This window comes from Pyxidicoccus sp. MSG2, from assembly GCF_026626705.1.
GTDB lineage: Bacteria > Myxococcota > Myxococcia > Myxococcales > Myxococcaceae > Myxococcus.
The window spans coordinates 5063318-5085889 of record NZ_JAPNKC010000001.1 but is presented as its reverse complement, the minus strand read 5'-3'; the positions used below and the strand labels follow the sequence as shown (position 1 = coordinate 5085889).

18 protein-coding genes are annotated in these 22572 nt (G+C 73.2%); 6 read left to right on the top strand and 12 right to left on the bottom strand.

Going from position 1 to position 22572, the window contains the following annotated elements:
- Positions 1-175: 175 nt before the first annotated feature.
- The 3 genes from OV427_RS19750 to OV427_RS19740 all read right to left on the bottom strand — a co-directional run bounded on the left by OV427_RS19750 (position 176) and on the right by OV427_RS19740 (position 8201).
- Positions 176-3514: an AAA family ATPase gene (locus tag OV427_RS19750; RefSeq protein ID WP_267857677.1), complete on the bottom strand. Its 3339-nt coding sequence runs from the start codon at positions 3512-3514 to the stop codon at positions 176-178.
- Positions 3511-4764, bottom strand: coding sequence for a metallophosphoesterase family protein (locus tag OV427_RS19745; protein ID WP_267857676.1), 1254 nt, complete (start codon positions 4762-4764; stop codon positions 3511-3513). Before OV427_RS19745 ends, OV427_RS19750 begins: the two co-directional genes overlap by 4 nt.
- Before the next feature lie 203 nt (positions 4765-4967).
- On the bottom strand, positions 4968-8201 hold the full coding sequence (locus OV427_RS19740) for a carboxypeptidase-like regulatory domain-containing protein (RefSeq protein WP_267857675.1): 3234 nt from the start codon (positions 8199-8201) through the stop codon (positions 4968-4970).
- A 100-nt stretch (positions 8202-8301) separates the two neighbouring features.
- Here OV427_RS19740 and OV427_RS19735 point away from each other — a divergent pair, with 100 nt between their 5' ends.
- Positions 8302-9438, top strand: coding sequence for an aminotransferase class V-fold PLP-dependent enzyme (locus OV427_RS19735; RefSeq protein WP_267857674.1), 1137 nt, complete (start codon positions 8302-8304; stop codon positions 9436-9438).
- Between the two features lie 72 nt (positions 9439-9510).
- Here the strand turns inward: OV427_RS19735 and OV427_RS19730 are convergent, their stop codons facing one another.
- The 6 genes from OV427_RS19730 to OV427_RS19705 form a co-directional block, all read right to left on the bottom strand.
- On the bottom strand, positions 9511-9768 hold the full coding sequence (locus OV427_RS19730; RefSeq protein WP_267857673.1) for a hypothetical protein: 258 nt from the start codon (positions 9766-9768) through the stop codon (positions 9511-9513).
- A 142-nt stretch (positions 9769-9910) separates the two neighbouring features.
- Positions 9911-10786, bottom strand: a complete 876-nt coding sequence (locus OV427_RS19725) for a methyltransferase domain-containing protein (RefSeq protein WP_267857672.1) — start codon at positions 10784-10786, stop codon at positions 9911-9913.
- Positions 10783-11520 (bottom strand): hypothetical protein, encoded by a 738-nt coding sequence (locus OV427_RS19720; protein WP_267857671.1) that lies wholly within the window; start codon positions 11518-11520, stop codon positions 10783-10785. The genes OV427_RS19725 and OV427_RS19720 overlap by 4 nt, the downstream gene beginning before the upstream one ends.
- Positions 11517-12866, bottom strand: coding sequence for a sensor histidine kinase (locus OV427_RS19715; protein ID WP_267857670.1), 1350 nt, complete (start codon positions 12864-12866; stop codon positions 11517-11519). Before OV427_RS19715 ends, OV427_RS19720 begins: the two co-directional genes overlap by 4 nt.
- A complete protein-coding gene (locus OV427_RS19710) occupies positions 12863-13180 on the bottom strand; it encodes a hypothetical protein (RefSeq protein WP_267857669.1) in 318 nt (105 codons plus the stop codon). Before OV427_RS19710 ends, OV427_RS19715 begins: the two co-directional genes overlap by 4 nt.
- Before the next feature lie 101 nt (positions 13181-13281).
- Positions 13282-14079: a hypothetical protein gene (locus tag OV427_RS19705; protein WP_267857668.1), complete on the bottom strand. Its 798-nt coding sequence runs from the start codon at positions 14077-14079 to the stop codon at positions 13282-13284.
- 296 nt (positions 14080-14375) lie between these two features.
- On the opposite strand from OV427_RS19705, the gene OV427_RS19700 reads away from it, so the two are divergent.
- Both OV427_RS19700 and OV427_RS19695 read left to right on the top strand, forming a co-directional pair.
- Positions 14376-15251: an EamA family transporter gene (locus OV427_RS19700; protein ID WP_267857667.1), complete on the top strand. Its 876-nt coding sequence runs from the start codon at positions 14376-14378 to the stop codon at positions 15249-15251.
- A gap of 115 nt (positions 15252-15366) precedes the next feature.
- A complete protein-coding gene (locus tag OV427_RS19695) occupies positions 15367-16041 on the top strand; it encodes a hypothetical protein (protein WP_267857666.1) in 675 nt (224 codons plus the stop codon).
- Between the two features lie 41 nt (positions 16042-16082).
- On the opposite strand, the gene OV427_RS19690 is transcribed toward OV427_RS19695, so the two are convergent.
- Entirely contained in the window at positions 16083-16829 is a 747-nt protein-coding gene (locus OV427_RS19690) for a DNA methyltransferase (RefSeq protein ID WP_267857665.1), read from the bottom strand.
- A gap of 193 nt (positions 16830-17022) precedes the next feature.
- Here OV427_RS19690 and OV427_RS19685 point away from each other — a divergent pair, with 193 nt between their 5' ends.
- Positions 17023-17811, top strand: a complete 789-nt coding sequence (locus OV427_RS19685; protein WP_267857664.1) for an alpha/beta fold hydrolase — start codon at positions 17023-17025, stop codon at positions 17809-17811.
- Positions 17812-17842: 31 nt separating this feature from the next.
- Complete coding sequence (locus OV427_RS19680) at positions 17843-18277, top strand: hypothetical protein (RefSeq protein WP_267857663.1); 435 nt, start codon at positions 17843-17845, stop codon at positions 18275-18277.
- 7 nt (positions 18278-18284) lie between these two features.
- Here the strand turns inward: OV427_RS19680 and OV427_RS19675 are convergent, their stop codons facing one another.
- Positions 18285-18977 (bottom strand): molybdopterin-dependent oxidoreductase, encoded by a 693-nt coding sequence (locus OV427_RS19675; RefSeq protein ID WP_267857662.1) that lies wholly within the window; start codon positions 18975-18977, stop codon positions 18285-18287.
- Positions 18970-19647, bottom strand: coding sequence for a cytochrome b/b6 domain-containing protein (locus OV427_RS19670; RefSeq protein WP_267857661.1), 678 nt, complete (start codon positions 19645-19647; stop codon positions 18970-18972). The genes OV427_RS19675 and OV427_RS19670 overlap by 8 nt, the downstream gene beginning before the upstream one ends.
- Positions 19648-19870: 223 nt before the next feature.
- On the opposite strand from OV427_RS19670, the gene OV427_RS19665 reads away from it, so the two are divergent.
- Positions 19871-22471 carry a right-handed parallel beta-helix repeat-containing protein gene (locus tag OV427_RS19665; RefSeq protein ID WP_267857660.1) on the top strand — a complete coding sequence of 867 codons (2601 nt, stop codon included), beginning with the start codon at positions 19871-19873 and terminating at the stop codon, positions 22469-22471.
- The last annotated feature ends 101 nt before the right edge of the window (positions 22472-22572 follow it).

Here is a 22572-nt window from a genome sequence, read left to right as displayed (position 1 = left end):
TCGCGCCGTCGGACCCCACCTCCCCGGAGGACGGCAGCACCGGGCCGGAGCTACGGCATGCAGGCGGGTTCGAGTCGCTGTTGCGCAGGGACCGGGTGGTCGCGGCGGACGCGCGCGACACGCGTTGGCTACGAGACGCCGCGCTCGGACACGCGGCGCGTCCCCGTGGCGTCCGTCAGCCGGCCTGGAGCTCGGGGACGGGGACGGGCTGCACAGTGCTCATGGTGGAGTCCAGTTCCTGCACCCGAGCGCCCTCGGCCGCGAAGGCCTCGCGCAGCCAGGGGTGGCAGGTGAAGGCAATCACCTGGTGCTGCGTGGAGAGCCGGGCCAGCAGGCGGATGGCGCCACGGGCCCGCTCCGGGTCGAAGTTCACCAGCACGTCGTCCACGATGAGCGGCAGCGCGCCGCGCGTCTCCCCGAAGTCGCGCACCACCGCGAGCCGGAAGGCGAGGTAGAGCTGCTCCCGGGTGCCCCGCGAGAGCTGTGCCGCGCTCCAGTCGCGCTCGCCGTCTCCCACGCGCAGCTCGCGCTCCTCGCCTGTGGGGATGAAGACGCGGCGGTAGCGGCCCTGGGTGAGGGCGGCGAAGTGCTCGGAGGCGAGCTGCACCACGCGTGGCTGCTGCTCCTCCTCGAAGCGGCGTCGGGCTCGGGCGAGCAGGGCCAGCGTCAGCCGGTCGGCGGCGTAGCGCGTGGCCAGCTCCGCGACGCGGGCGCGCAGCGCTTCCTCCTCGATGCGGAGCCGCGCCAGCTCGTCGTCGTTCTCCCAGGCTTCGAGCTGATTGCTGAGGGCGCCCAGCTCCGTGAGCACCGCCTTGTTCCGCTCCTGGGCCTCGGTGTGCCTCGCGCGCCGGGTGCCCAGTGAGGCGTGCAGTCCTTCCTCTCCGCCCACTTCGCGGAGGGCGTCGCGCACGTGGGCCTCCGTCAGGCCGGTGCGTGCTTCGATTCGCTGGGACAGCTCGCGTGCCCGGTGCGTGAGCTCGGCGTAGCGGCGGGCCTGTGCTGCGCGGCGGCGGAAGGACTCCTCGTGGGTGCCGCCGCCCTCGGCCAGCAGCAGCGCGAGCGCCAGCTCCTCCTCATGGGACAGGCCGTCCAGCCGGGCCTTCTCCGCGAGCAGCTCGCGGCGGCTCTCCTCCAGGACCCGGCGCTCGGCGGTCTCCTCGCGTGCCGTCTCCAGCGCGGCGGCGACTCGCGCGGCGACAGTCTCCAAGGCGCCCGGCGGGAGCGTCGCCATGATGGCGGTTGCACGCTTCGCCACGCTCTCCCGTGCGCTCGAAGACGGTGCCGCCGTCATGGGCCGCGGGGTGCCGGTGGACCACTCCACCGCCACCCGCGCTGCTTCCGAGGCCACCAATCCCGAAGCAAGTCCCGCCGCCTCGGCCTCCTCCCAGAGCTTGAGGGCCACGGGCGCGCAGGCCCGCTCATCCACCGCGAGTGCCGCCTCCTCCGTGCCCACGTCCAGCAGCCGCTGCCGGAGCGCCGCCGCATCCCGCCACAACGTCAGGGCCGCCGACGCCGGGAGCGTGGCGGGGAAGTGCCGCGCGGACAGGTGCGCCGCCAGCTCCGTCGCGAGCGTCCCGTGTCGCGCCTCGGCCTCGCGCAGCGTCTCCTCCGCGCGCTGCTCCTCGAGCACCGCCGCGCCATGCACCTCCCGGAGCTTCTCCTCATCTCGCAGGAGCACCTCGCGCCGCCCCGCCTGCTCCAGCGCTTCCGCCAGCAGGGCCTCCCGTGCCGCCACGTCCGACGCCGTCGCCACCGGCGTCATGCAGGACTCCGCCGCCGCGGACAGCAAATCCCGGTGCAGCAATTCCTCTCGCGCCGCCAGCCCCGCCATCGCCGAGCGCAGCCGTTCCTCCTCCTGCTGCCTCCCGCGCTGCCGCGCCGCATGTGCCTCCAGTCCCGCGTCGCGCGCGGCCTCCACGCGGCGCCTCACCACCTCCAGCACGCCCGTCAGCAGCAGGCCGCCCACGAGACTCAGCGCCCCGGCCGCCGTCCCCGCCAGCAGCCACGCCACCACCGCGAGCGCCACCGTCACTCCCGCGACGGCGGGTACCCACCACATGGGCAGCACCACCTCCACCGGAGTCGGTTCTCCCTGCGCGCGGGCGCTCTCGAACTGTCGCCGCAGCTCGGCGCGCTGCTCGCCCAGCCGGTCCAGCTCACCGCGGACCCCGCGCAGCCGACCCAGGCCGGACTGCTGCTGGCGCACCTGTGCGGGCCGCAAGTCCGGCAGCCCCGCCAGCTCCGCGCGCGCGCGCACGACCGCGCCGTCCAGTCGCTCCCGCTCCGAGCGCGCCCGCATCCGCGCGCCCGTGGCCTCGCGGCGCTCCGTCTCCACCGCCGTGAGCCGAGTGGCCAGCTCCTCCAGCGCCGCGCGCACGCTCGCGCTCAAATCCAAAGCCAGCAGCCCGGGCCCATCCACCGGCAGCCCCAGCTCGCGCAGCTCGCGCTCCACCTGCCGGCGCTTCTCCTCCACCGCCGCGCGCCGCGCGGGCAGTGCCCGCAACAACCCCGAGCGCTCCGTGTACGCGGCCAGCGCCAGGTGCAGCGCCTCCTCCCGCCCACGCACGGGAGACGGCGCGTCCAGCCGCTCCAGCCCCGCGTCCACCGTGGAGAGCTTCTCCGCAAGCCGCGCCCCTTCCGCGCGGTAGCTCCTGCGCCGGTGCAGCGCGTCCTCCAGCCGGGCCTCGCCGCCTTCGGGGAAGTGCTCCAGCTCGGGCAGCGACGCCAGCTCCGCCCGGGCCTCCGCGAGAGCCGACACGTCCGCCAGCGCCGCCTCCAGTCGCCCGAGCCGCTCCAGCTCGCGGCCCGCGTCGTGCAGTTCCGCCTCCAGCACGCGCTGCTCTTCACTTCGCGCGGCCAGCCGCTCCTTCTCCGTGAAGTACCGCGCCGGCCGGTCTCCCGCCTCGCGCAAGCGGGCCTGCACGTCCTCCAGGGCCCGCAGCGCCTCGTTCAACAGCGGCGTCTGCCCGTTCGGTTTGTAGAGGCCGCCCGCGCGCTTCTCCAACTGCGCCACCACCTCCGGCAGCCTTCGCGCGCCGCGCATGCTCGCGGCGACGAGGGCCTCGGAGGCGCCGCGCTGCTCGGTGAGTCGCTCGAAGCCGGCCAGCTCTTCCAGGCGGAAGGCGAAGACGTCGAAGAACAGCTCGCGCGACACGTGGCCCAGCGCGTCCTGCACGCGCTCCCATGGCAGGGGCTGCCCGTCCGGCCCCAGCACCGTGGGCTCGCCCTTGGACTTCCGGCTCGCCGCCACGCGCCGCACCAGCAGCGGCCCCACTTCCGTCGTCAGCCGCAGCTCGCCGCCGAAGGTGCCGCCGTCCCGGGGCTCGTAGCGCTCCGGGTGTCCGTTCTTCTCGAAGCCGAACAGCATGCTGCGCAGGAAGGCGAGCAGCGTGCTCTTGCCCGCCTCGTTGGGTCCGTACAGCAGGTGCATCCCCGGCCCCAGCTCGCGGTGGAGCTGGGAGAAGCGGCCGAAGCCCTGCACGCGCAACCCGTCGATGCGCAGCCCTGGCTTCATGACGCGTCCTCCTCGTGCAGCGACTCCGCCCCGTGCAGTCCCGCTCCGACGACCCACTCCGGACGCGGCGTCGCCAGCACGTCCACGCCCAGCCGCTTCAGCCGCTGGCCCAGGCTGCCCAGCGCTTCCTGCTCCCACAGTCGCGCCAGCTCCTCCGGGCTCTCCGCGAGGAAGCGCGCCTCGTCCAGCAGCGTGCGCGAGAAGCCGCCCGCCGCGCGCAGCGCCTCCACGTCCAGCTCCGGACGGGTGCCGTCCCGCAGCGACTCCAGCAGCACGGGTGGATGGCCTTGGGCCAGGCGCTCGCGCAAGTCCGTCTCCACCTGCGCCAGCGCGCCGGGCCGCGCCAGCTCGCGGTGCAGCGGGCCACGGCCGGTGAGGGTGAGCCGCACCGCGTGCCCGTCCAGCTCCGACGCGCACCGAGCCTCCACCGCCTCCAGCGCCGTGGACACCAGCCCGTCCAGCGTGCCCACGCCGGACAGCGGCAGCTCCAGCTTGTGCCAGCGCACGCCGTCCACCGGCACGAAGCGCCGCCGCGTGCCGCCGTCCTCCACCTCCACCAGCACGCAGCCTCGCTCGCCGGACTCGTGGGCATGCCGGCCCTGCGGGTTGCCCGGGTACACCGCCACGCCGCCACCGGGGAGCGCATGCTCGGCCCGCGTGTGCACGTGGCCCAGCGCCCAGTAGTCCAGCCCGCGCGCGCCCAGGCCCGCCGCCGTGCACGGCGCGTAGTTGGCGTGGCCCTCCGCGCCGCCGAGGTTGGCGTGCAGGAGCCCCACGCTGAAGCCGTCACCGGTGCGGCGGAAGCGCGAGGACAAATCCTCCCGCACCTCCACGTCGGGGTAGGAGATGCCCTGCACCCGGCACAGGTGGCGGCCCTCGCGCACCACGTCCGTCTCCTCCCAGTCCGGGCCGAACACCTTCACGGACGCGGGCAGGCCCAGCGTCCCGGTGTCGCCGCTCAGCGGGTCGTGGTTGCCGTGGACGATGAAGGACTGGATGCCCGCGGTGTCCAGCCGGGCCAGCTCGCGGCGCAGCGCGAGTCGCGCGCGCACCGAGCGGTCCTTCACGTCGAACAAATCTCCCGCGAGCAGCAGGAAGGCCACGCGCTCGCGGAGGCACAGGTCGACGATGCGAGTGAGCGCGCGGAAGGTGGATTCCTGGAAGCGGCCGGGAAGGGGCCCCGGCGCGGCCACCCCCCGAAACGGCGTGTCCAGGTGCAGGTCGGCGGCATGGACGAACTTGAAGGGCATGGACGCCTCCCACCGTACCCGAAGCGGTGCGAGGGCCCGATTTTCCGGCCCGGCGCCGATGGCTGGAGGACAGCGACCTGCCCTTGGCGACGAGGCGGCGTCGGCTGACTGCCATACCAGGTGTAGACGGGGTGACAGCTCCCCCGTGAAGGGGCCAACCCGGGCCGTGGGGCGGCACCCCCGTGGAAGGACTCCGCCGGAGGTCAGTCCGCGTCGAACGTGCGCCACACCGGGGACAGCACACGGGACAGCGTGCCCGTCTCGGGGATGTCGAGCTGCTCCCAGTGGTACCGCGTGGACTCGTAGGGATGAATGAAGACGACAGTGGCTGGACCCGGGGGCACGTGCTGGAAGGTGGCGTCGTCTCCGTTCTGCTCTCCCGGGTGCGACTGTCCGAACACGCGGGCCACCTCCGCCTTGCGCGAGGGCGGAGGCATGCCGCCGGGGCACAGCATGATGTACGAGCTGGTGCCGCCCGGCACGCTCAGCTTCACCGTGATGCCACCCTCCTGCTCCTGGAAGGGGACCTGGAGCAGGCCCCGCGCGGGCACCACCACACGCTGGGGGAGGAAGACGGGGAGGCGCTCATCCTCCGCTTCCACCCGCACCGTGTAGGGCCCCGGCTCCAGGCCGCGCTGGACGTGCTGGCCCTTCTCGACGAACACGGATTCGAAGCTGCCCGAGTCCCCACGGAACTGCACCCGCGCGGCGCGGAGGCGGCCCTGCCGGTCCTTCACCGACACCTCCACCCGGGCGCCCGGCTCCAGGCGGAGGGTCACCTCCTCCTGGTCGGAGCTCACGGTGAGCCGCAGTTGCCGGTAGCCCGGACGGTTCACGGTGAGGGTGAAGGTGTCCGGGTCCAGGTGGGACAGCGTGAAGGTGCCGTCCTCTCCGGCACCCTCGACGGGCAGGGTGGGGGCGTGTTCCTCCGGGTTGGAGGACCGGGGGGTGAGCATGAGCTGGGCGAAGGGGACGGGCCAGGCCGTCTCGGCGTCCACCACCCGGCCGCGCAGCGTGCGGCCCCGGCTCATCCGCAGTACGCCCAGGTCCAGGTCCCCCCCTTCCTGGCGCGGCTTCACGGGAAGCACCCGAGGGGCAAGGCCGTCGGCCTCGAAGACGAGCCCCGTTTCCCCCAGGTACTCCATGGGCAGGGCGAAGGCTCCCTCCGCGTCCTCCACGGGCTGACCGTTCATCCGGAAGGCGCGAACGGGTGCGCCGTCGGGGTCCATGAGCCGCCCGACGACGTGCGGCTGGCGCGCCAGGACGACGCGCACCTCGGCCGTGTCAGCGCCGACGCGCAGCGAGTCCTTGTCCGTCCCGGCGAGCCCACCCGTCGAGCGCACGGTGTCGAGCTCATGGCCCGCCTTCGCGATGCGCACGTCGTACGCGGCCTCCGTCAGCCCGCGTATGGTGAAGCGCCCGTCCGCGTCCGTCGCGACGCCCGCTGGCGGCCCATGGCGGCTGTGCCGGCCCTCCCTCTTCCAGGCCGGTGCGTCCTCCTGGGGCGGATGGGCACGGACGAAGGCGGCCTTCACGGGTGTGCCCGTGCCGTCCACCACGAGGCCGGACAGGGTGCGCTCCGGCTCCACCCGCAGCTCCACCTGCGTCCGCGCGCCGTCGCGCAGCTCCACCTCGCGCCAGGCCCGGCGGGTGAGGGCCCGCTCCTCGGATGAGGCGAGCAGCAGGTAGCGGCCGGGCTTCACGCCCTGGAGGAGGAAGTGCCCCTTCGCATCGGTGAAGGCAACGCGCCGCGAGGGCAGCTCCTCACGTCCCTCCGGGTCCTGCAGCTCCACGAGGAAGTCCTCCATCAGCAGGCCGTGGGCGTCCGCTACGCTCCCCTCCACCGACGCGCCCGCGTGCAACGTGAGGTGCACGTCTTGCGAGGGCGCGCGGACGGGGAAGGTCGCGTCGAGGAAGGGCGCGTCGGTGACCTCGATGCGGTAGTTCCCTGGCGCATCCGCGTCCAGGACGAAGCGTCCCTCCGCGTCCGTCCAGGCCCCCTCCTGCGGCTCGCCCTCTCCGGGAGTCTTTGCGTTGCCGGGGCGCAGGAAGGTGAGCTGGAGGTCCGGCAGGGGATGGCCTTCCGCATCGGTGACGCGCCCGGTGACGGAGGCCGCGCGGGTGAGCGTGAAGTCCAGCCGCTCCGGGGCCGCGCCGAGCGTGCGCACCGCGTCCTCCCGCAGGTCGAGGTACCCGGCCGCCTCCACCCGGAAGCGCCAGGGGCCGGGCTCCACCGGGCCCAGGCGGTAGTTCCCATCCGCGCCGGTGAGGGCCTCCAGGTCCGCTTCGGAGGGGCTGCGCGAGCTCGCGATGACCCGCGCCCCGGCCACCGGCCGCCCCGCGTCGTCGGACACGCGGCCCTCGACGTGGAGCGCGCTGCCCAGCTCCAGCACCACCTCCGCCGGCCCGGTGCCCGCCGTCACATGGGCGAGCGCGTAGCGGCCGTCGCGCGAGGCGCTGAGCACGTGCGGGCCGGCGGGGAGCACGAGGGAGAAGCGGCCCTGCGCGTCCGTGGTGAGGCTCCGCGCGGTGCCGCCGGGGAGGTCCTCGCCAGACGTCACGCGCACCTCGATGCCGGGGACGGGCGCGCCCTCGGAGAGCACCCGGCCGGAGAGCCGGCTCGGACGGTGGAGCGTCACCTCCTGCTCTTCCCGGCCGAGCTCCTCCAGCGCCGGCAGCCAGCCGTCCTTCGCGACGAAGGCGAAGTAGCCGCCGTACGGCAGCGGGCCCACGCGGAAGCGTCCGTCCGCGCCGGTGGTGGTGTCGAAGAAGCGCGTGTGCCACGCGTTGAGCACCGTCACCGTGGCGCCGGCGAGCGGCGCGCCGTCGTCGCCTGCGACGGTGGCCTCCAGCGTGAGGCCCTCGTCCAGCACCAGCTCCACGCCTTCGGAGCCGGCGGGGATGCCGGCGCGCATCACCGCGCCGTGCTCACCGAGCGCCCAGAGCGTCAGCGGGCCTTCGGGCAGCGCGTCGAGAAGGAACGTTCCTTCCGCGCCGGTGGTGGCCTCGGCGTAGACGGGGGCTTCGCCCTCGCGCGCGCCCACGAGCTCCAGGACGAGGGCGGTGACATGACTCATGCACTCGGGGAGCTTCCGGCCCCGGGTGCTCGGGTCCCTCGGGTCCTCGTAGGGCTCCACCGCGCCTTCGGGGCAGGGCAGCTCGGAGAGCGTCTGCCCGGGCTCCGGCCACGAGGCGGAGACGCGCGCCCCGGCCACGGGCGCACCGTGCGTGTCCACCACCGTGCCGCGGATGCGCAGGCCCGCGCCGGGGCGCTGCGAAGCTGCGACGGCGGAGGCACGGGACGCGCGCGGGATGACGGTGGAGGGCGCGGCCTGCTCCGGGGCGGACGTGTCGGGGCTCCCGGCCGCGCGAAGCAGCCCGAGGACTCCGAGCACGAGCGCCCCGGCGATGACCCAACCCGCTATCCACCGACGCATGCTCGAGCGCCTCCAGTCGCGGCGACACGATAGCAGGGCCATGCGACGGCCCACCGAAAGCGCCACTCTCCGAGCCGCGCGGCCGTAGACTCCCGCCACCATGCCCCTGCCTGGCCAGCGACACCTGTTCGAGATTCCCGACGGCGTCACGTACCTCAACTGCGCGTACATGTCCCCGCAGCTGCGCTCGGTGCGCGCGGCGGGCGAGGCGGCGCTGGGGATGAAGGCGCAGCCCTGGCGCCTGACGTCGGCGGACTTCTTCACCCACTCGGAAGCGCTGCGGGGGCTCTTCGCCCGCCTGGTCGGCGCGGACGCGGACGGCGTGGCGCTGGTGCCGTCGGCCAGCTACGGCATGGGGGTGGCGGCGGCCAACGTGCGCGTGCGCGAGGGCCAGCGCATCGTGGTGCTGGCGGGGGAGTTCCCCTCCAACTTCTACCCGTGGCACGAGGCGGCGCGGCGCGCGGGCGCCGAAGTCCTCACCGTGGCGCGCCCGGCGGACGGCGACTGGACGCGCGCGGTGCTGGCGCAGGTGGACTCTCGCTGCGCGGTGGTGGCGGTGCCGCACTGCCATTGGACGGACGGCGCGTGGGTGGACCTGGTGCGCGTGGGCGAGCGGGCGCGCGAGGTGGGCGCCGCGCTGGCGGTGGACGGCACACAGTCGGTGGGCGCGCTGCCCTTCGACGTGGGCACCGTGCGGCCGGACTTCCTCGTGGTCGCCGGCTACAAGTGGCTGATGGGGCCCTACAGCCAGGGCTACCTCTACGTGGCGCCCCAGCACCGCGAGGGCCAGCCGCTGGAGCACAACTGGCTGATGCGCCAGGGCAGCGAGGACTTCGCCCGGCTGGTGGACTACCGCGACGCGTACCAGCCCGGCGCGCGCCGCTTCGACGTGGGCGAGCGCAGCAACTTCCAGTTGGTGCCCATGGCCGCGGCCGGGCTGGCCCAGTTGCTGGACTGGGGCGTGGACGAAATCCAGCGCACGCTGCGCGTGCTGACGGAGCGCATCGCCCGGGGTGCAACCGGGTTGCGGCTGGAAGTCACGCCCGAGGCGCACCGCGTGGGGCACCTCATCGGCCTGCGGCGCCGGGGCGGGTACGCGCCCGGGGTGGCGCAGCGACTGGCGGCGCAGGACCTCCACGTCAGCGTGCGCGGGGAGAACCTGCGCGTGTCGCCGCACCTCTACAACACGCCGGAGGACGTGGACCGGCTGCTCGCCGCGCTGACGCCGCTGCTGTAGACGCACGCATGCGGCGCCGGGTCCCGGGCGCTTCCCGGAACCCGGCGCCTTCATGCCGTTGCGAGCGAATGACTACTCGGTGTCTTCAGGAACCGTGTCCACGCTGCCGGAGCCACCGGTGCCCGCGTCCATCTTCGTGCCGGCATCCGCCTTCTTCATCTTGCCGCTGCCGCCGGTGCCCTGGCCCTCGCCTTCCATGACGCTGGAGCCCGAGCCACCCGTGCCCTCCATGCCCGCGCCTTCCTGCTCGCGGTTCTTCTCCCGGCAGGCCGCCACCGTCATGGCCGCCGCCACCGTGCCCAGCACCATCCATCGCTTGAAAGTCTTCATCGAGACGCCTCCCATGAGATGACTGGCCAAAGGCTGGGGGCGCTGACGCTCTGCGGCACCTGTCCTCGCGGCCTGGATGCCCGCTGCTCGGACCGTCAGCGGCCGGGCAGGCGAGCCTGTCATCTCACGGGGTTCGAGCGGCTCACCCCACGCGGCGGAGCACGAGCAGCGCGTACTCCAGTCCGCCATCCATCAGCGCCTGCTGGAGCCGCAGGTGCTCGCGGCTGGACTCGCGCCCCGCGAAGGAGGCGCCACGCGAAGGGTACGGGCCGCCGAGGTGCGCCCGCTCGTGCGCCAGCAACTCCAGCGTGAGGGACCAGAAGCCCACCACGCGCGCGGACACGTCGTCGCGCACCTCCAACTCCAGCCCCGCGGCGTGCGCGGCCGACAGGTACTCGGCCATGGAGCCGATGCGCGTGCGCCAGTACCGGTCGAAGGGCACCGCCGCCTCGGGCCGGCCGAGGAAGCAGTCGGCGATGGCCACCACGCCCCGGGGCTTGAGCAGCGCGCGCACGCGGCGGAACCAGTCGGCGCGTGGCAGGTAGCACGCGCTCTCCACCGCCACCACCGCGTCGAAGCATGCGCGGCCCGGCACCGCGAGCGCGTCACACAAGAGCGGCCGCACCCGTGCGCCCAGGCCCGCGGTCTCCGCGAAGCCCCGCACCAGCTCCACGTGCGAGGGCACGTTCGTCACCGCCGTCACCCTCGCGCGGTGCTCGGCCGCCCAGTACAGCGCGCCGCCGCCCAGGCCGCAGCCCACGTCCAGCACCTCGCCGCCGTCGGGGAAGCGGCCCACCGCGCGCGCCAGCTCCGCGAGCAGCGACTCCTGCGCGCCGTGCACCTGCGCGCGCACCACGTCCTCCGGCGAGCCGGGCGGCGGCACCGCGTCCACCAGCCCGGCGTGGTAGTGCACGCGCGGCCCCGGCCCGTACCGCCGGAGGATGCGCTCCGTCTTCTCGTCGTAGTACCCGGCCACCTCTTCACGCCACGCGTCGACCTTCGGGGCTTCGGCCCTCATGACTCCACCTCCGGGAGAATCGGTTCGATGCGGCGCAGCGCCGCATCCAGGCAGCGCAGGTCCTGCCGCCGAAGTGACTCGGTGGCGGTGCGGGCCCAGCCCACCACCACGTTGCGGTCCTCGCGCGGCATGCTGGTGAAGCGCGCGTCGCGCGAGCGGATGTCCTCCACCACGTGGGCGGCCACGCCCAGTGCCCGGCCCGCCACCGCCGCGCGCTCCTCCAGCACCGTGCCCGCCCACAGCACGCGCAGGTACGCCGCCCACTGCTGGCCGGCGATGCCCTCGGCCACCTGGCGGAACAACGGCGCCGTCCACTCGCGCGCGCGGACCTCCAGCGCCTGGGGGCCCGCCGCCTTCGCCAGCATGAGCGCGGCCTCCGCCAGCGCGGGCGCGGGCACCCGCGCCTGTTCTCCCGCGAGCGTGGCGAAGGCCAGGTTCTGCAGGAGGAACTGCACGCACGGGCCCACGCGCAGCGGCGCCTCGTGGTAGGTGCAGTCGCCGTCGATGAGGTCGTCCGCGAGGTTGCCCGCGCAGAAGCTGAAGAACAGTCCCGCGCCGCGCGCCAGCAGGATGTCCCGGGGCAGCCCGGCCTCGGCGCCCGCCTCGTAGAAGAGGGGCAGGGGCCCGGGCTGGGCCGCCTCCAGCGCGGCGAGCACGTCGCGCTCGGACACCTCCGGCAGCTCCAGCCGCCGCAGCAGTCGCAGTGATTCCTGGTACAGGGCCCCGCCGCTCATCGGTACTCCCTTGGAATGAGCATGCGCAGCAGGGCGCCGCCGCCGGGCGCGTTCTGCCGGTGCAGCATGCCGCCGCTGGCGCGCAGCAGGCACTCGCTGGTGTAGAGGCCCAGCCCGGTGCCCTGCTGCTTGGTGGTGTACAGCTCCTCGGTGGGGCCGGTGAGGCGCGCGGTCTGGAAGCCCGGCCCGTCGTCGATGATGACGACCTCCAGCCGTCCGCTGAGCGGCTCCACGCGCGCGCGGATGCGCACCTCCGCGGCGCTCTGCTCGCCGTCTCCTTCGCAGGCGTTGAGCACCAGGTTCTCCACCACCCGGCGCAGGGTGGACGCGCCGCCGCGCATGAGGGCCCTCAGGGGCGCGTCCTTCTCCGCCTCCACCTCCACCTGGATGTCCACGTCCGGGAAGCGCAGGCCCACGCTGACCTGCACCGCCTCCAGCAGCGGAGGCAGCTCCACCGGCTCCGGCTCGGCGCCCGCGTAGCGCCGGCCCTTGGCGCGAATCTCCGTCACCATCTCCTTTATCTGCGCGAGGCTCTCGTGGAGCTTCTTCACCAGCTCCTCGAACTCCATGCGGCCCAGCGCGCCCCGCTGCACGCCCATGACGGTGAGCATGTCCGCCGCGCTGCCCGCCGACAGGAGCGCGTTGTCCAGGTCATGGTGGTAGCCGAGGATTTCCCCCAGCGCCTGGGACAGCCGGCCCACGTCGCGCTCCTGCTGCTCCAGCAGTTGCGCGTGCACGGCGGCGCGCAGGCGCTCCGCGTCCGCGCGGGCCCGGTCATGCTGCACGGCGAAGGTGCCCAGGTAGAGCTGCGCGGCGAGCGCCGCGGGGCCGATGACGCCGAAGAGGGCCAGGTGCTCGTCGCTCACCCGCAGCTGGAATGCGGCGAGCAGCGCCACCGCGGTGCCCAGGGCGAGGAAGGGCTGGCGCGGCGTCACGCGGTGCAGCCGGCCGTGGAAGGCGGTGGTGAAGAGGAAGAGGGACGCGAGGACGGCGGCGCCCGGCCGCGCGGACAGCGCCATGAGGGCGGCCACGAAGAAGTGCACGGTGGCCACGCCGAGGGCGAGCCACAGCCAGCCCCACGGCTCGATTCGGCGGCGGCGCCGGTGGACAGCGGAGAAGAGCAGGCCGCTGGCCAGCATGGGCGCGGCGCACAGCAGCGCGGTGCCGAAGGGAATGCCGAAGAACAGCCGCGCGCCCGGCGCCCACGCCGCCACGGCCAGCAGGCCCACCACGAAGACGGTGAGACCCAGCCAGGGGCCCACGCCCGCGGCGGCCAGCACTTCGGCCGCGTCCTGGGAGCGGGTCCACCGGCGGAAGGCGGCCGTGACGGTGTTGCGAGCGCTCATACCGTGGTGGTGAGGGAGGAGCCGGAGACCCTGTTGAGGATGTTGGCTTCCTGGGTGGCGTACGCCGCCCGGCGGTCCAGCTCCGCGACGATGTCCGGGTTGCCGCTGCGCAGCACGTGCACCGCCACCTCGCCTCCGGCGAGGACGTGGTGCAGCGCCTCCAGCACCGGCTGCAGCGCCGGGTGGAGCGCGAGTGAGCCCTCCGGTCCCTCCACCGCTCCCAGTTCCTGGGTGCGCAGCAGGTACGCGCCCATCGAGCTGGCCACGGTGACGTTGACGATGCGAGGTGTGTTGGTGGTGTCGTTGCCGTCCACTGAGATTCCCCCCCGGGCCCGTCTCCAGGCCCCCATCGTGGTTGTACATGTTTCGCCCGGCCCGAGTCGCCTCCCCGCCCATGCGTCCGCCTCCGGGGCTGTCATGACGCGGCCTCGCGCAATGGGTCTCCGCTGACGTCCTGGAGCCAGTCCCGCGAGGGTGCAAGGTACAAACCCCCTCCCACGGGTGTGGCGAGGCGCGGCGACACGTGGGGCGTGCGGAGCATTGTGTCGAGCGCGGGGTGGAAGCGCGTCGGGTCCGAGGAGGCGGCGAGGAAGGCCAGTCCCGCCCCGCCGGCCTGCTGGAAGGGGAAGCCCCGGTGGATGAAGTCTCCAAGGGCGGACGCGTCGCGCGCGTCCTCGGGAGCGTCGCGCACCAGGCGCATGCGCGGGCGGGGCACGTCCTGCTGGAAGCGCAGGTAGAGCACCCACGCGGCGCCGGACAGCGGGCCGGAGGCGACGATGGCGCTCCTGCGCACCTCGTCGCGGGAGGGCGCGCGGCCCGAGTCGCGGAGGCCCAGTGGCTCGAGCCCCTCGCCGATGCGGCCGCCGAGGACCTCCTCCTCGGGGACGAGGACTCCGGCGACGCGGGCGGCGGTGAGGCGCAGGGCCCAGCGGAGGCGCTCGCGGGTGCGGGCGGCGAGCTGCACCAGCACCTGGGCCTGGGTGGAGGGAAAGCGCGCGTGGGCGGTGACGCGGGGGAGCAGCGGCGGGCCTGCCTCCGCTTCGGCATGGAGGCACACGAGTGAGGCGTCGAAGGCGAGCACGGCCTGGATGTCACCGGCGCGGCGCAGCTCCGCGTAGGCATCGGCGGCGGCCTCACGCACCTGCGACGCGGCGCTGGAGCGGCTCAACCGCCAGACGGCCAGGGCGCTGAAGTCGCCGGGTGAATGAAACAATCCTTCTTGAGGCCTCATGCTGGTCGCCCCCCCCGGGAACCAGTCACCGACGTGGATGTTGCCTCGCGGTGCCATGCAGCGCCGACCACCGCACTTTCTCCTGACGGCGAGCTAAGCGGTCCCACGCGAGTCGCGTCAAACCCATGAGTCAGGGGACTGTTGTCCAGCGGCCTGGTGCTGCCCCCGAGGGCAGGTGGGTGCCCGGCAGTGGACAGGGGCGGGGTGACTTCGCGGGCGCGGCCGGGTGACGGATGGGCGTAGGGCGCGCGCTGTCTGCGTGCGAAGGTGCGCCGCGCATGTCTGGAACGAGGACGAAGACTGGCCCGGTAGGCATGGCGGTGCTGGCGGTGCTGGCGGCGATGAGCACCATCCAGTTCGGAGCCTCGCTGGCGAAGGGGATGTTTCCCGCCGTCGGCGCGCAGGGGGCCACGGCGCTGCGGCTGGCCTTCGCCGCGCTGATATTGCTGGCCGTCTGGCGTCCGTGGCGGACGAAGCTCACCGGCCGCGAGCTGCGCGTCGTCATGGTGTACGGCGCGGCGCTGGGCGTGATGAACCTGACGTTCTACCTGGCGCTGGAGCGGATTCCGCTGGGCATCGCGGTGGCCATCGAATTCACGGGCCCGCTCGCGGTGGCGTTGCTGGCGACGCGCAGGGCCCTGGACTTCGTGTGGGCGCTGCTCGCGGTGGCGGGCATCCTGCTGATTCTCCCGCTGTCGGAGGCGTCCCAGGCGTTGGACCCGGTGGGCGTGGTGTTGGCGCTGGTCGCGGGCATGTGCTGGGCGCTGTACATCCTCTTCGGGCAGCGGGCCGGCGCGGCGGTGCACGGCGGCACGGCGACGTCGCTGGGGATGGTGACGGCGGCGTTGCTGGCCTTTCCGTTCGGCGTGGCGCACGCGGGGCGGGAGCTGCTGAACGTGTCGCTGTGGCCGGTGGCGCTGGGCGTGGCGGTGCTGTCGAGCGCGCTGCCCTACTCGCTGGAGATGATTGCGCTGAAGGCGCTGCCGACGCGGACGTTCGGCATCCTGATGAGCCTGGAGCCGGCGCTCGCGGCGCTGGCGGGGCTGCTGTTCCTCCGCGAGCAGCTCACCGTGTTGCAGTGGGTGGCCATCGGCTGCGTCATCCTCGCGTCCGCGGGCAGCGCGGCGACGTCACGGCCGGCGGCGGCATCGTGAGCCGGTAGCACCCGCTCACTGCGTGTCTTCCGCCACGCCCGCGCCCTCCCCCGTGCATCCGGCCGAGCGTCTTCGTGCTCGCACGCTGACGCCCGGCGCGCTACACGGCGGCGCCATGCGAGACCGAATCCAGGCCGTGCTCCGCCAGATTGCCCAGATACCGCAGCTCGAAGCGCGCTGGCTGCACACCGTGTCCCTCATGGAGTTCATCGGAGCGCGGAAGATTTCACGCACCGTTGCGGACCGGCATCCTTCGCTGGAGGTGCTCGGTCACCTCGCGGACGAGACGCGCCACGCCTTCGCCTTCAAGCGCCTGTCGGCGGAGGTGGCCGGCGCCGAAATCACGGCCTTCCTCTGCCCGGAGGCCGCGGGCCGCTACTTCCAGGCGCTGGACCACGAGCTGGCCACCTGGGCCACGGCCTACACGGGCGCGCCGGACATGTACCTCCACTACCTGCTCACCACGACGGCGATTGAGCGGCGGGCCATGGTGCTCTACCCGCTCTACAAGGCCGCCTCGCGCCACCCCGGCGTGCGTGAGGAACTGGGCCGCGTCGTCACCGAGGAGCAGAGCCACCGGCGCACCATCGAGGACGCGTGCGTGGCACGCCTCACCGCTGTAGGCGCCTCGCTGGACGAAGCGCTCGCGCTGGAGGAGCGCCTCTTCGGCGCCTTCATCGGAGAGCTGGAGGCGGCCGTCGCCCGCGAGCTGTCCACTCCGAGCCATGACGCGCTGCCCTTCACCGCGACGCAGGGCGACGAGGCCCGGACGGCCCGCGCGGTGAAGTAGGCCTCGACACGACGGCGAGCTGGCGAACCGAGCCGGGTCGCTCACTCCCCGCCGGAGTCCTCCGGCGCGCCCGTCCCGCCCGCCCCGGCGAGCACCAGCTTCCCACCCGTCCACTCGCCGCGCAGGTTGCGCGCCTTGCGAGCCCGCTTGCGACTGAGCTCCACGCCCACCGCGTCCAGCCCGAGCGCATTGGCCACGGCGAGCACGGTGCCGTGGCCGCAGAACGGGTCCACCACGGTGCGCGTGGCGGTGTGCTCCAGGATGAAGCGGCATGCGACGAGGCACGCCTCCACGCCCATGCCGCGCGTCCACGTCACCTCGCCCGCGTCGGGCAGCACGTCCGCGGTGGACTTCCCCAGGTCCACACGCACGCCCCGCGAGAAGGCCAGCAGGTGCGAGTATGCGGGCCGGCCGAACGTCACCGTCCCCGGCTGCCGGCGACACACCACCTTGTGGAAGAGCAACTCACACCCGGCCTCCTCCGCCGCGCGCGCCACCAGGTAGCCCTTGTCCACCCAGACGCCGTCCTGTTTCACGTCCGTCTGGTAGAAGAGCGCCACGCCGTCCGCCGGCACGCGCGAGATGACGAGCCCCGCCGCGCGCTGGAACCACGCCTTCCATTCCGCGAGCGTGAGCGAGGGGAACTCGGACACGTCCGGCAGCGAGGCGATGGCCGAGCACCCCTCCAGCACCGGCCGCGCCGAAAGCCACGCGAGTGCGTCCTCGCAGTACACCGTGCGCCGGGGCTCCACCGGAGCGCCGCCCGTCCCGTCCCGTTCATCCGCCATGAGGGCGCGGAGTCTGCCAGAGCGGCCCTTCACCACCACGACGCCCGTCCTCCCGTCAGCCCGGTGAGGGAGTTCTTCACTCCGCGCGCGCTCCTACATGGGCCTCCATGGCGCATGTCTCAAGCTCGTGGCTTGCTTTCAGTCCTGCACATTTCTCCCGCACTGCTTTATCCTTTTGCTCAGAGGAGGCTGCATGCCCACGACTTCCGCATCTGACGGGACTTCGCTGCACTATCGCGTCATCGGTGAGGGTCCGCGCACGGTGGTGCTGGTGCACGGGTGGATGGTGTCCGGCGCGGTGTGGAACTCGCTGGTCGAGCGGATGGACCTGACGGGGCTGCGCCTGGTGATTCCGGACAGCCGTGGCACGGGCCAGTCGGGGAAGCCGACCGGGGGCTACACGCTGCAGGGGCTCGCGCAGGACGTGCTCGCGGTGGCGGACGCGGCCGGTGCGAAGCGCTTCTCGGTGGTGGGCCACAGCATGGGTGGCCAGCTGGCGCAGTGGGTGGCGGCGCAGGAGCCCTCGCGGGTGGAGGCGCTGATGCTGCTCAACCCGGTGCCGGCGGCGGGCCTGCCGCTGCCTCCGGACGCGGCGGGGCTGTTCCGCACGTCGGCGGGCAACCGCGAGAAGCAGACGACCATCATCAACCTGTCCTGCAAGCTGCTCGGCGGCACGGACATCCTCGAGACGATGCTGAAGGACGCGGCGAACACGTCCGCGCCGGCGATTGAGAACATCTTCGACGCGTGGACGAAGGGCGGCTTCGCCGACAAGCTCTCCGCGATTACGGCGCCCACGCTGGTGGTGGCGACGGACGACGCCTTCCTGCCGCCCGACTTCCTGCGCGAAGCCGTCGTGAAACCCATCCGCCGCGCGCGCCTGGCGTACCTGCCGGGCCCCGGCCACTACCCGCAGGTGGAGCGCCCCGTGGAGGCCGCGGCGATGCTGACCGCCTTCCTCGCCGGCTCCTCGCCGGCATAGCGGCATCCAAGGCATTGCAGGAGGCAGCACGATGGCCTGGAGCATGAACTTCGAGTACGACGCGCAGCACGACGTCGTCACCGCGCACTTCACCGACTGCATCCTGAGCAACGAGGCGGATGTCCTCCGCTGGCGGCGCGAGGTGGAGGAGCAGTTCTCGAAGTACCCGGGGAAGGTGGACCTGCTCATCAACCTGGACGGGCTGGTGGTGAAGTTCACCGCCGGGCGCGTCTTCGGCAAGGAGCGGCGCGAGGTGCTCGAACGCTACACGCACCGCTCGTACCGCTTCGGCGGGGACGAGATGACGCGCATGTTCGTGCTCACCAGCGGGGCCATCAACGGCGCGGCGGTGAACCACTACTCCACGCGCGACGAGGCCCTCGCCGCGCTGCAGGCCGAGCGCGAGGCGCTGCGCAAGCGGGGCTTCTCGCCCTTCGGCGGAAGCTTCACGCCCAGCAAGGCGTGAACGGGCGCTACACGCCCGCGTACCACTCGTAGCCGCGGTCCTCCCAGTAGCCCCCGGTGGGCTCGGGCAGGAAGCTCACCTCGGTGAGGTACTTCACCATCTTGTAGCCGAGCTTCACCCCCGAGTAGAGGCGCAGCGGCGCGCCATGCTCCGGAAGCAGCGGCTGCCCGTTCATCCCGTAGGCCAGAATCGTCTGCGCGTGGAAGGCGCTCGGCCTGTCCCACGACGAGTAGTAGCCCGCGTCGAACGAGCGGAACTCCACGTAGCCCGCGCGAGGGTCCGCGCCCACGTGCCCGGCGAGGTCTCTCAGGCGCACGCCATGCCAGGACGCCACCGCGCTCCAGCCCTCCACGCAGTGGTGGCGGATGCGGTACTCCGTGCGCGGCAGGCGCTGCAGATCCTCCAGGGAGATGACGCCCGGGCGCTGTACCAGGCCGCCCACCTTGAGGGCCCAGCCCGCGGGGGCGAGCGGCACGGCGTCGGAGATGAAGTATTGCGGGAAGGCGCCGGGCGGCGTGGCTTCCGACGGCGGCAACTCGGGCGCGAGCTGATCCTCATCGAAGAGGGAGGACTGGAAGCGCGCGTTGAAGCGCTCCATGGCGCCGAGGAAGCCTTCGCGGGGGCGGCTGCTGTCGCACGCGCTGGTGGTGAGCGCCGCGGCGCCCAGCAGGACGGTGCGCCGGGTGATGAGCCTACGCATCCGGTTTCCTCCCGCCCGTCACCATCTCCCCCAGCGTGCGCGGGTGGAGCAGCACCAGGACGATGTGGCCCACGGTGAAGAGGACGAACGCCGCGAGCACGATGAGGTGGAGCGCGCGCGCCGAATCGTAGCCGCCGAACAGGCGGGTGAGCGCCCCGAGCTGCACGGGCTTGTAGAGCACCAGGCCGGTGAGGAGGGAGAGGGTGCCCAGCACCAGCGTGCCCGTGTAGGCCAGCCGCTGGAGGCCGTTGTAGAGCCCCTGCTCGGGGGCGTGTTTGCGCAGGCGCACGTAGAAGGCGAGTGTGTCGAGCGCGTTGCGCAGGTCTCGACGGGGCAGGAAGAGGCGGCGGCGCCACTCCCCGCTGATGGCGAGGTAGAGCACGTACGCCGCGCCGTTGAGGGCGAGGAACCAGCCGAAGGCGAAGTGCCAGTGACGGGCGCCAGCGAGCCAGTCTCCGAGCCGGCTCCACTCCGGCGGCGTCATGCCCTGGAAGGGATACCAGCCGTACGGCCGGCCCTGTGGGCCCTGCATGGGGTACGCGGCGAGAATCTGCAGGCCGCTGGCCGCCATGATGACGAGCAGCGGCACGTTGAGCCAATGACTCACGCGGATGGGCCACGGCTGCGGCCGGCGATGTTCTGGGGCGTGCACGGCGGCCCAGGAGAGCACCGCGCGCCCGCATGCGTCGGCGCCAGCAAGCGCGGCTGGGAGCGCACCGACCGATAGCGGACGCCGGGGCTTCACGTGCGTCCTGCACCCGACGCCCGTGTTGCTCTGGAGGGCGCCACGCCGGAGAGCGGGCTGGCGCGTTCGCAGCGGAGGGCGGTTGCTTGGGACGATGGGGACTTGCCGGTATTTTGCGGGCTTGCCCCTCCGCACAGAGGACATGCACATGCACCGAGTCGACACGACGCGCCTGACCCTGCTGGCGGGCGCCTGGGTGCTGGCCACGATGGCGGGCTGCCACCTGGAGGATACGACTCCCATCGACCTGGAGCCGTCCGCGTCGGCGCGGGTGGTGGTGGCGCTTCCGCGCTCGCTGCCGGTGGCCTCGGTGTCGCGCGTGGTGGCCACGGCGACGCCCGCCGGAGGCACGCCCGTCACCCAGGAGCTGTCCGGCGAGGGCACGCAGTGGCAGGGCGGGCTGCGCGGGGTGCGCTCGGGCGCGGGCGCCACGGTGGCGGCGGCGGTGTTCGACGCGCAGGGCGGCACGGTGGCGCTGGCGCAGGTCTCCGAAGTGGCGCTGGAGCGGCACCACTCGGAGCTGCTCGTGCTGGTGCCACAGGCGACGTCCCCGGGCGAGCCCGCGGGCAACGCGGCGCCCTTCATCGACGCGGTGGTGGCCTCGGCGCCGGGGGTGAAGCCGGGAGCGGAGCTGACCCTGCGCGCCGTCGCGCATGACCCGAACACGGCGGACGCGCTGTCGTACGCGTGGCGGGCCACGGGCGGGAGCTTCTCCAGCGATACGTCTTCCACTCCGGTGTGGACGGCGCCGGTGGAGCCGGGGGCCGTCACGCTGACGCTCCAGGTGACGGACTCGCACGGCGCGGCGGCGACGCTGGACTTCGCGGTGGGCGTGGACCGTGGGGGCGGGATGGTGGACGCGCAGGCCGTCTTCAACCGCTGGCCCTCGCTGGCGGAGCTGGCGGCGGAGCCGTCGCCGGAGGTGAGCGAGGGCAGCCCGGTGTCGCTCCAGTCGGTGAGCGTGGACGAAGATGGGGATGCGCTCAGCCTCGAGTGGAAGGCCTCGTGCGAGGGCACCTTCGACGACGCGACGGCGGCCCGGGCGAGCTTCACGCCCACCGCGCTGCCGGCGGGGACGTGCAACAACTGCACGCTGACGCTCTCGGTGCGGGACGGGTTCGGCGGCGAGCGCGAGGGCACGGTGGAGCTGTGCGTGGTGCGCAAGCTGCCGCCGGTCATCGTGTCGACCTCGCAGTCCTCGCCGGGGGCCGTGGCGGGCGACCTGGTGCGGCTCCTGGCCACGGCGGAGGACCCGCAGCACGAGCCGCTCACCTTCACGTGGACGACGAACACGGGGCTGCTGGGGCCTCCGGCGAAGTCGGGGGGCACGGGTGAGGTGGACTGGGCCGCGCTGTCCTGCCTGCCGTCGGACGTGGTGCCCACGGTGCAGCTCACCGTCACGAACAGGTCGGGGCTGAGTGACTCGCACACCTTCACGGTGGAGTGGGGCGGTGGGCGGTGTGGCCAGCACCCGCCGTGCGACGTGACACTGGAGGACGCGAAGGTGACGCTGCGGTCGGACTGCACCACGGAGGGGACGGTGTTCATCCCGGACGGGTACACGTTCGATGGGGCGGGGCACGTGCTCACGGCGGTGGACCCGGAAGGAGCGCGCTACCTGGGCGCGGTGCTGCGCAACCGGGGCACGTCGGCGGACGTGCGGGGTGTGAAGGTGGAAGGGCGCGCGCTGACGGGGGCGGGGAAGTGTGACGACGGTGCCAACGCGCTGAGCGGCATCCGGCTGGAGGGCGCGAGCGGCTCCATCGTCGACTGCGAGGTGATGGACCTGCACCAGCAGGGCGGCAATGGCGGGTGCCAGGAGGGCACGGCCATCGAGGTGCGCAACGCGTTGGATGCAGCCTCGGTGGTGCGCGTGGACGTGCTGCGCAACCGGGTGGCGGGCTACCAGAAGGTGGGCATCCTGGGCTCGGGCAGGGTGGACCTGAGGGTGGAGGCGAACACGGTGGAGGGCGGCGGGCCGGTGGCGGCGATTGCGCGCAATGGCATCCAGGTGAGCTCCGGTGCGACGGGACGCGTGACGGGCAACACGGTGACGGGCAACGCGTACAGCGGGCCGGGCTATGTGGCCTCCGGAATCCTGGTGGTGGGCGGGCCGTACTTCGGCGTGCCGCTGAGCCGGGATGTCGTCGTCCGGGGCAACACGGTGGAGGACAACGACGTGGGCATCAACCTGTCGCAGGCGGCGGCGGACGGCGGGCCGCTGCCGGAGTCCACGAACATCCAGGTGGTGGACAACACGCTGAGCAGCGCGGCGCTGACGAATGTGTATCCGTACCAGGCGGCCATCTCGGACTACGGCGGTGGCAACCTCATCAGCCGCAATCACATCAGTGGCGCGGGGTATGACCGGGCGACGTCGCCGGGGGCGACCTTCGACGTGGACGTGGTGGCGGGGACGGCGTCGCGCGTGGCCTTCCTGACGGCGGCGCAGACGGTGGCGACGGGGACGTGCTCGGGGGCGTTGGTGGTGCAGAGCCAGGACACGGTGGGCAACCTGTCCGCGCTGGCGGCGCCCGCGCTGGTGGCGCAGGGCACGGCGGGGGTGACGTTCTACGCGGACGCGGCGTGTACGCAGGCGCTGCCGGCTTCGGGAGCGGGGGCGGAAGTGCGGCTGGAGGCGCCGCACCAGGAGGCGGTGTTCTACTTCCGCGCCGCGCAGGCGGGGGCTGTCACGGTGTCGGTGACGGGGGACGGCGTGAGCGCGTCGCAGGCGCAGACGGTGGAGTGAGCGGCGGGTCCGGGCCTGTGAGCGCTGCTCTGTCTCCAGGGCACTTCAGCGTCGGATGACCAACAGCGCTTGAACCTGACGGCTGAAAAGTGTCCGTGCCT

What these genes read in the sequence shown, in the direction of transcription:
- OV427_RS19690 (WP_267857665.1), bottom strand. Translation starts at nt 16,829, where the DNA reads ATGGCGGATGAACGGGACGGGACGGGCGGCGCTCCGGTGGAGCCCCGG.
- OV427_RS19675 (WP_267857662.1), bottom strand. Translation starts at nt 18,977, where the DNA reads ATGCGTAGGCTCATCACCCGGCGCACCGTCCTGCTGGGCGCCGCGGCG.
- OV427_RS19745 (WP_267857676.1), bottom strand. Translation starts at nt 4,764, where the DNA reads ATGCCCTTCAAGTTCGTCCATGCCGCCGACCTGCACCTGGACACGCCG.
- OV427_RS19695 (WP_267857666.1), top strand. Translation starts at nt 15,367, where the DNA reads ATGCGAGACCGAATCCAGGCCGTGCTCCGCCAGATTGCCCAGATACCG.
- OV427_RS19720 (WP_267857671.1), bottom strand. Translation starts at nt 11,520, where the DNA reads ATGAGCGGCGGGGCCCTGTACCAGGAATCACTGCGACTGCTGCGGCGG.
- OV427_RS19700 (WP_267857667.1), top strand. Translation starts at nt 14,376, where the DNA reads ATGTCTGGAACGAGGACGAAGACTGGCCCGGTAGGCATGGCGGTGCTG.
- OV427_RS19735 (WP_267857674.1), top strand. Translation starts at nt 8,302, where the DNA reads ATGCCCCTGCCTGGCCAGCGACACCTGTTCGAGATTCCCGACGGCGTC.
- OV427_RS19740 (WP_267857675.1), bottom strand. Translation starts at nt 8,201, where the DNA reads ATGCGTCGGTGGATAGCGGGTTGGGTCATCGCCGGGGCGCTCGTGCTC.
- OV427_RS19730 (WP_267857673.1), bottom strand. Translation starts at nt 9,768, where the DNA reads ATGAAGACTTTCAAGCGATGGATGGTGCTGGGCACGGTGGCGGCGGCC.
- OV427_RS19685 (WP_267857664.1), top strand. Translation starts at nt 17,023, where the DNA reads ATGCCCACGACTTCCGCATCTGACGGGACTTCGCTGCACTATCGCGTC.
- OV427_RS19715 (WP_267857670.1), bottom strand. Translation starts at nt 12,866, where the DNA reads ATGAGCGCTCGCAACACCGTCACGGCCGCCTTCCGCCGGTGGACCCGC.
- OV427_RS19665 (WP_267857660.1), top strand. Translation starts at nt 19,871, where the DNA reads ATGCACCGAGTCGACACGACGCGCCTGACCCTGCTGGCGGGCGCCTGG.
- OV427_RS19725 (WP_267857672.1), bottom strand. Translation starts at nt 10,786, where the DNA reads ATGAGGGCCGAAGCCCCGAAGGTCGACGCGTGGCGTGAAGAGGTGGCC.
- OV427_RS19750 (WP_267857677.1), bottom strand. Translation starts at nt 3,514, where the DNA reads ATGAAGCCAGGGCTGCGCATCGACGGGTTGCGCGTGCAGGGCTTCGGC.
- OV427_RS19680 (WP_267857663.1), top strand. Translation starts at nt 17,843, where the DNA reads ATGGCCTGGAGCATGAACTTCGAGTACGACGCGCAGCACGACGTCGTC.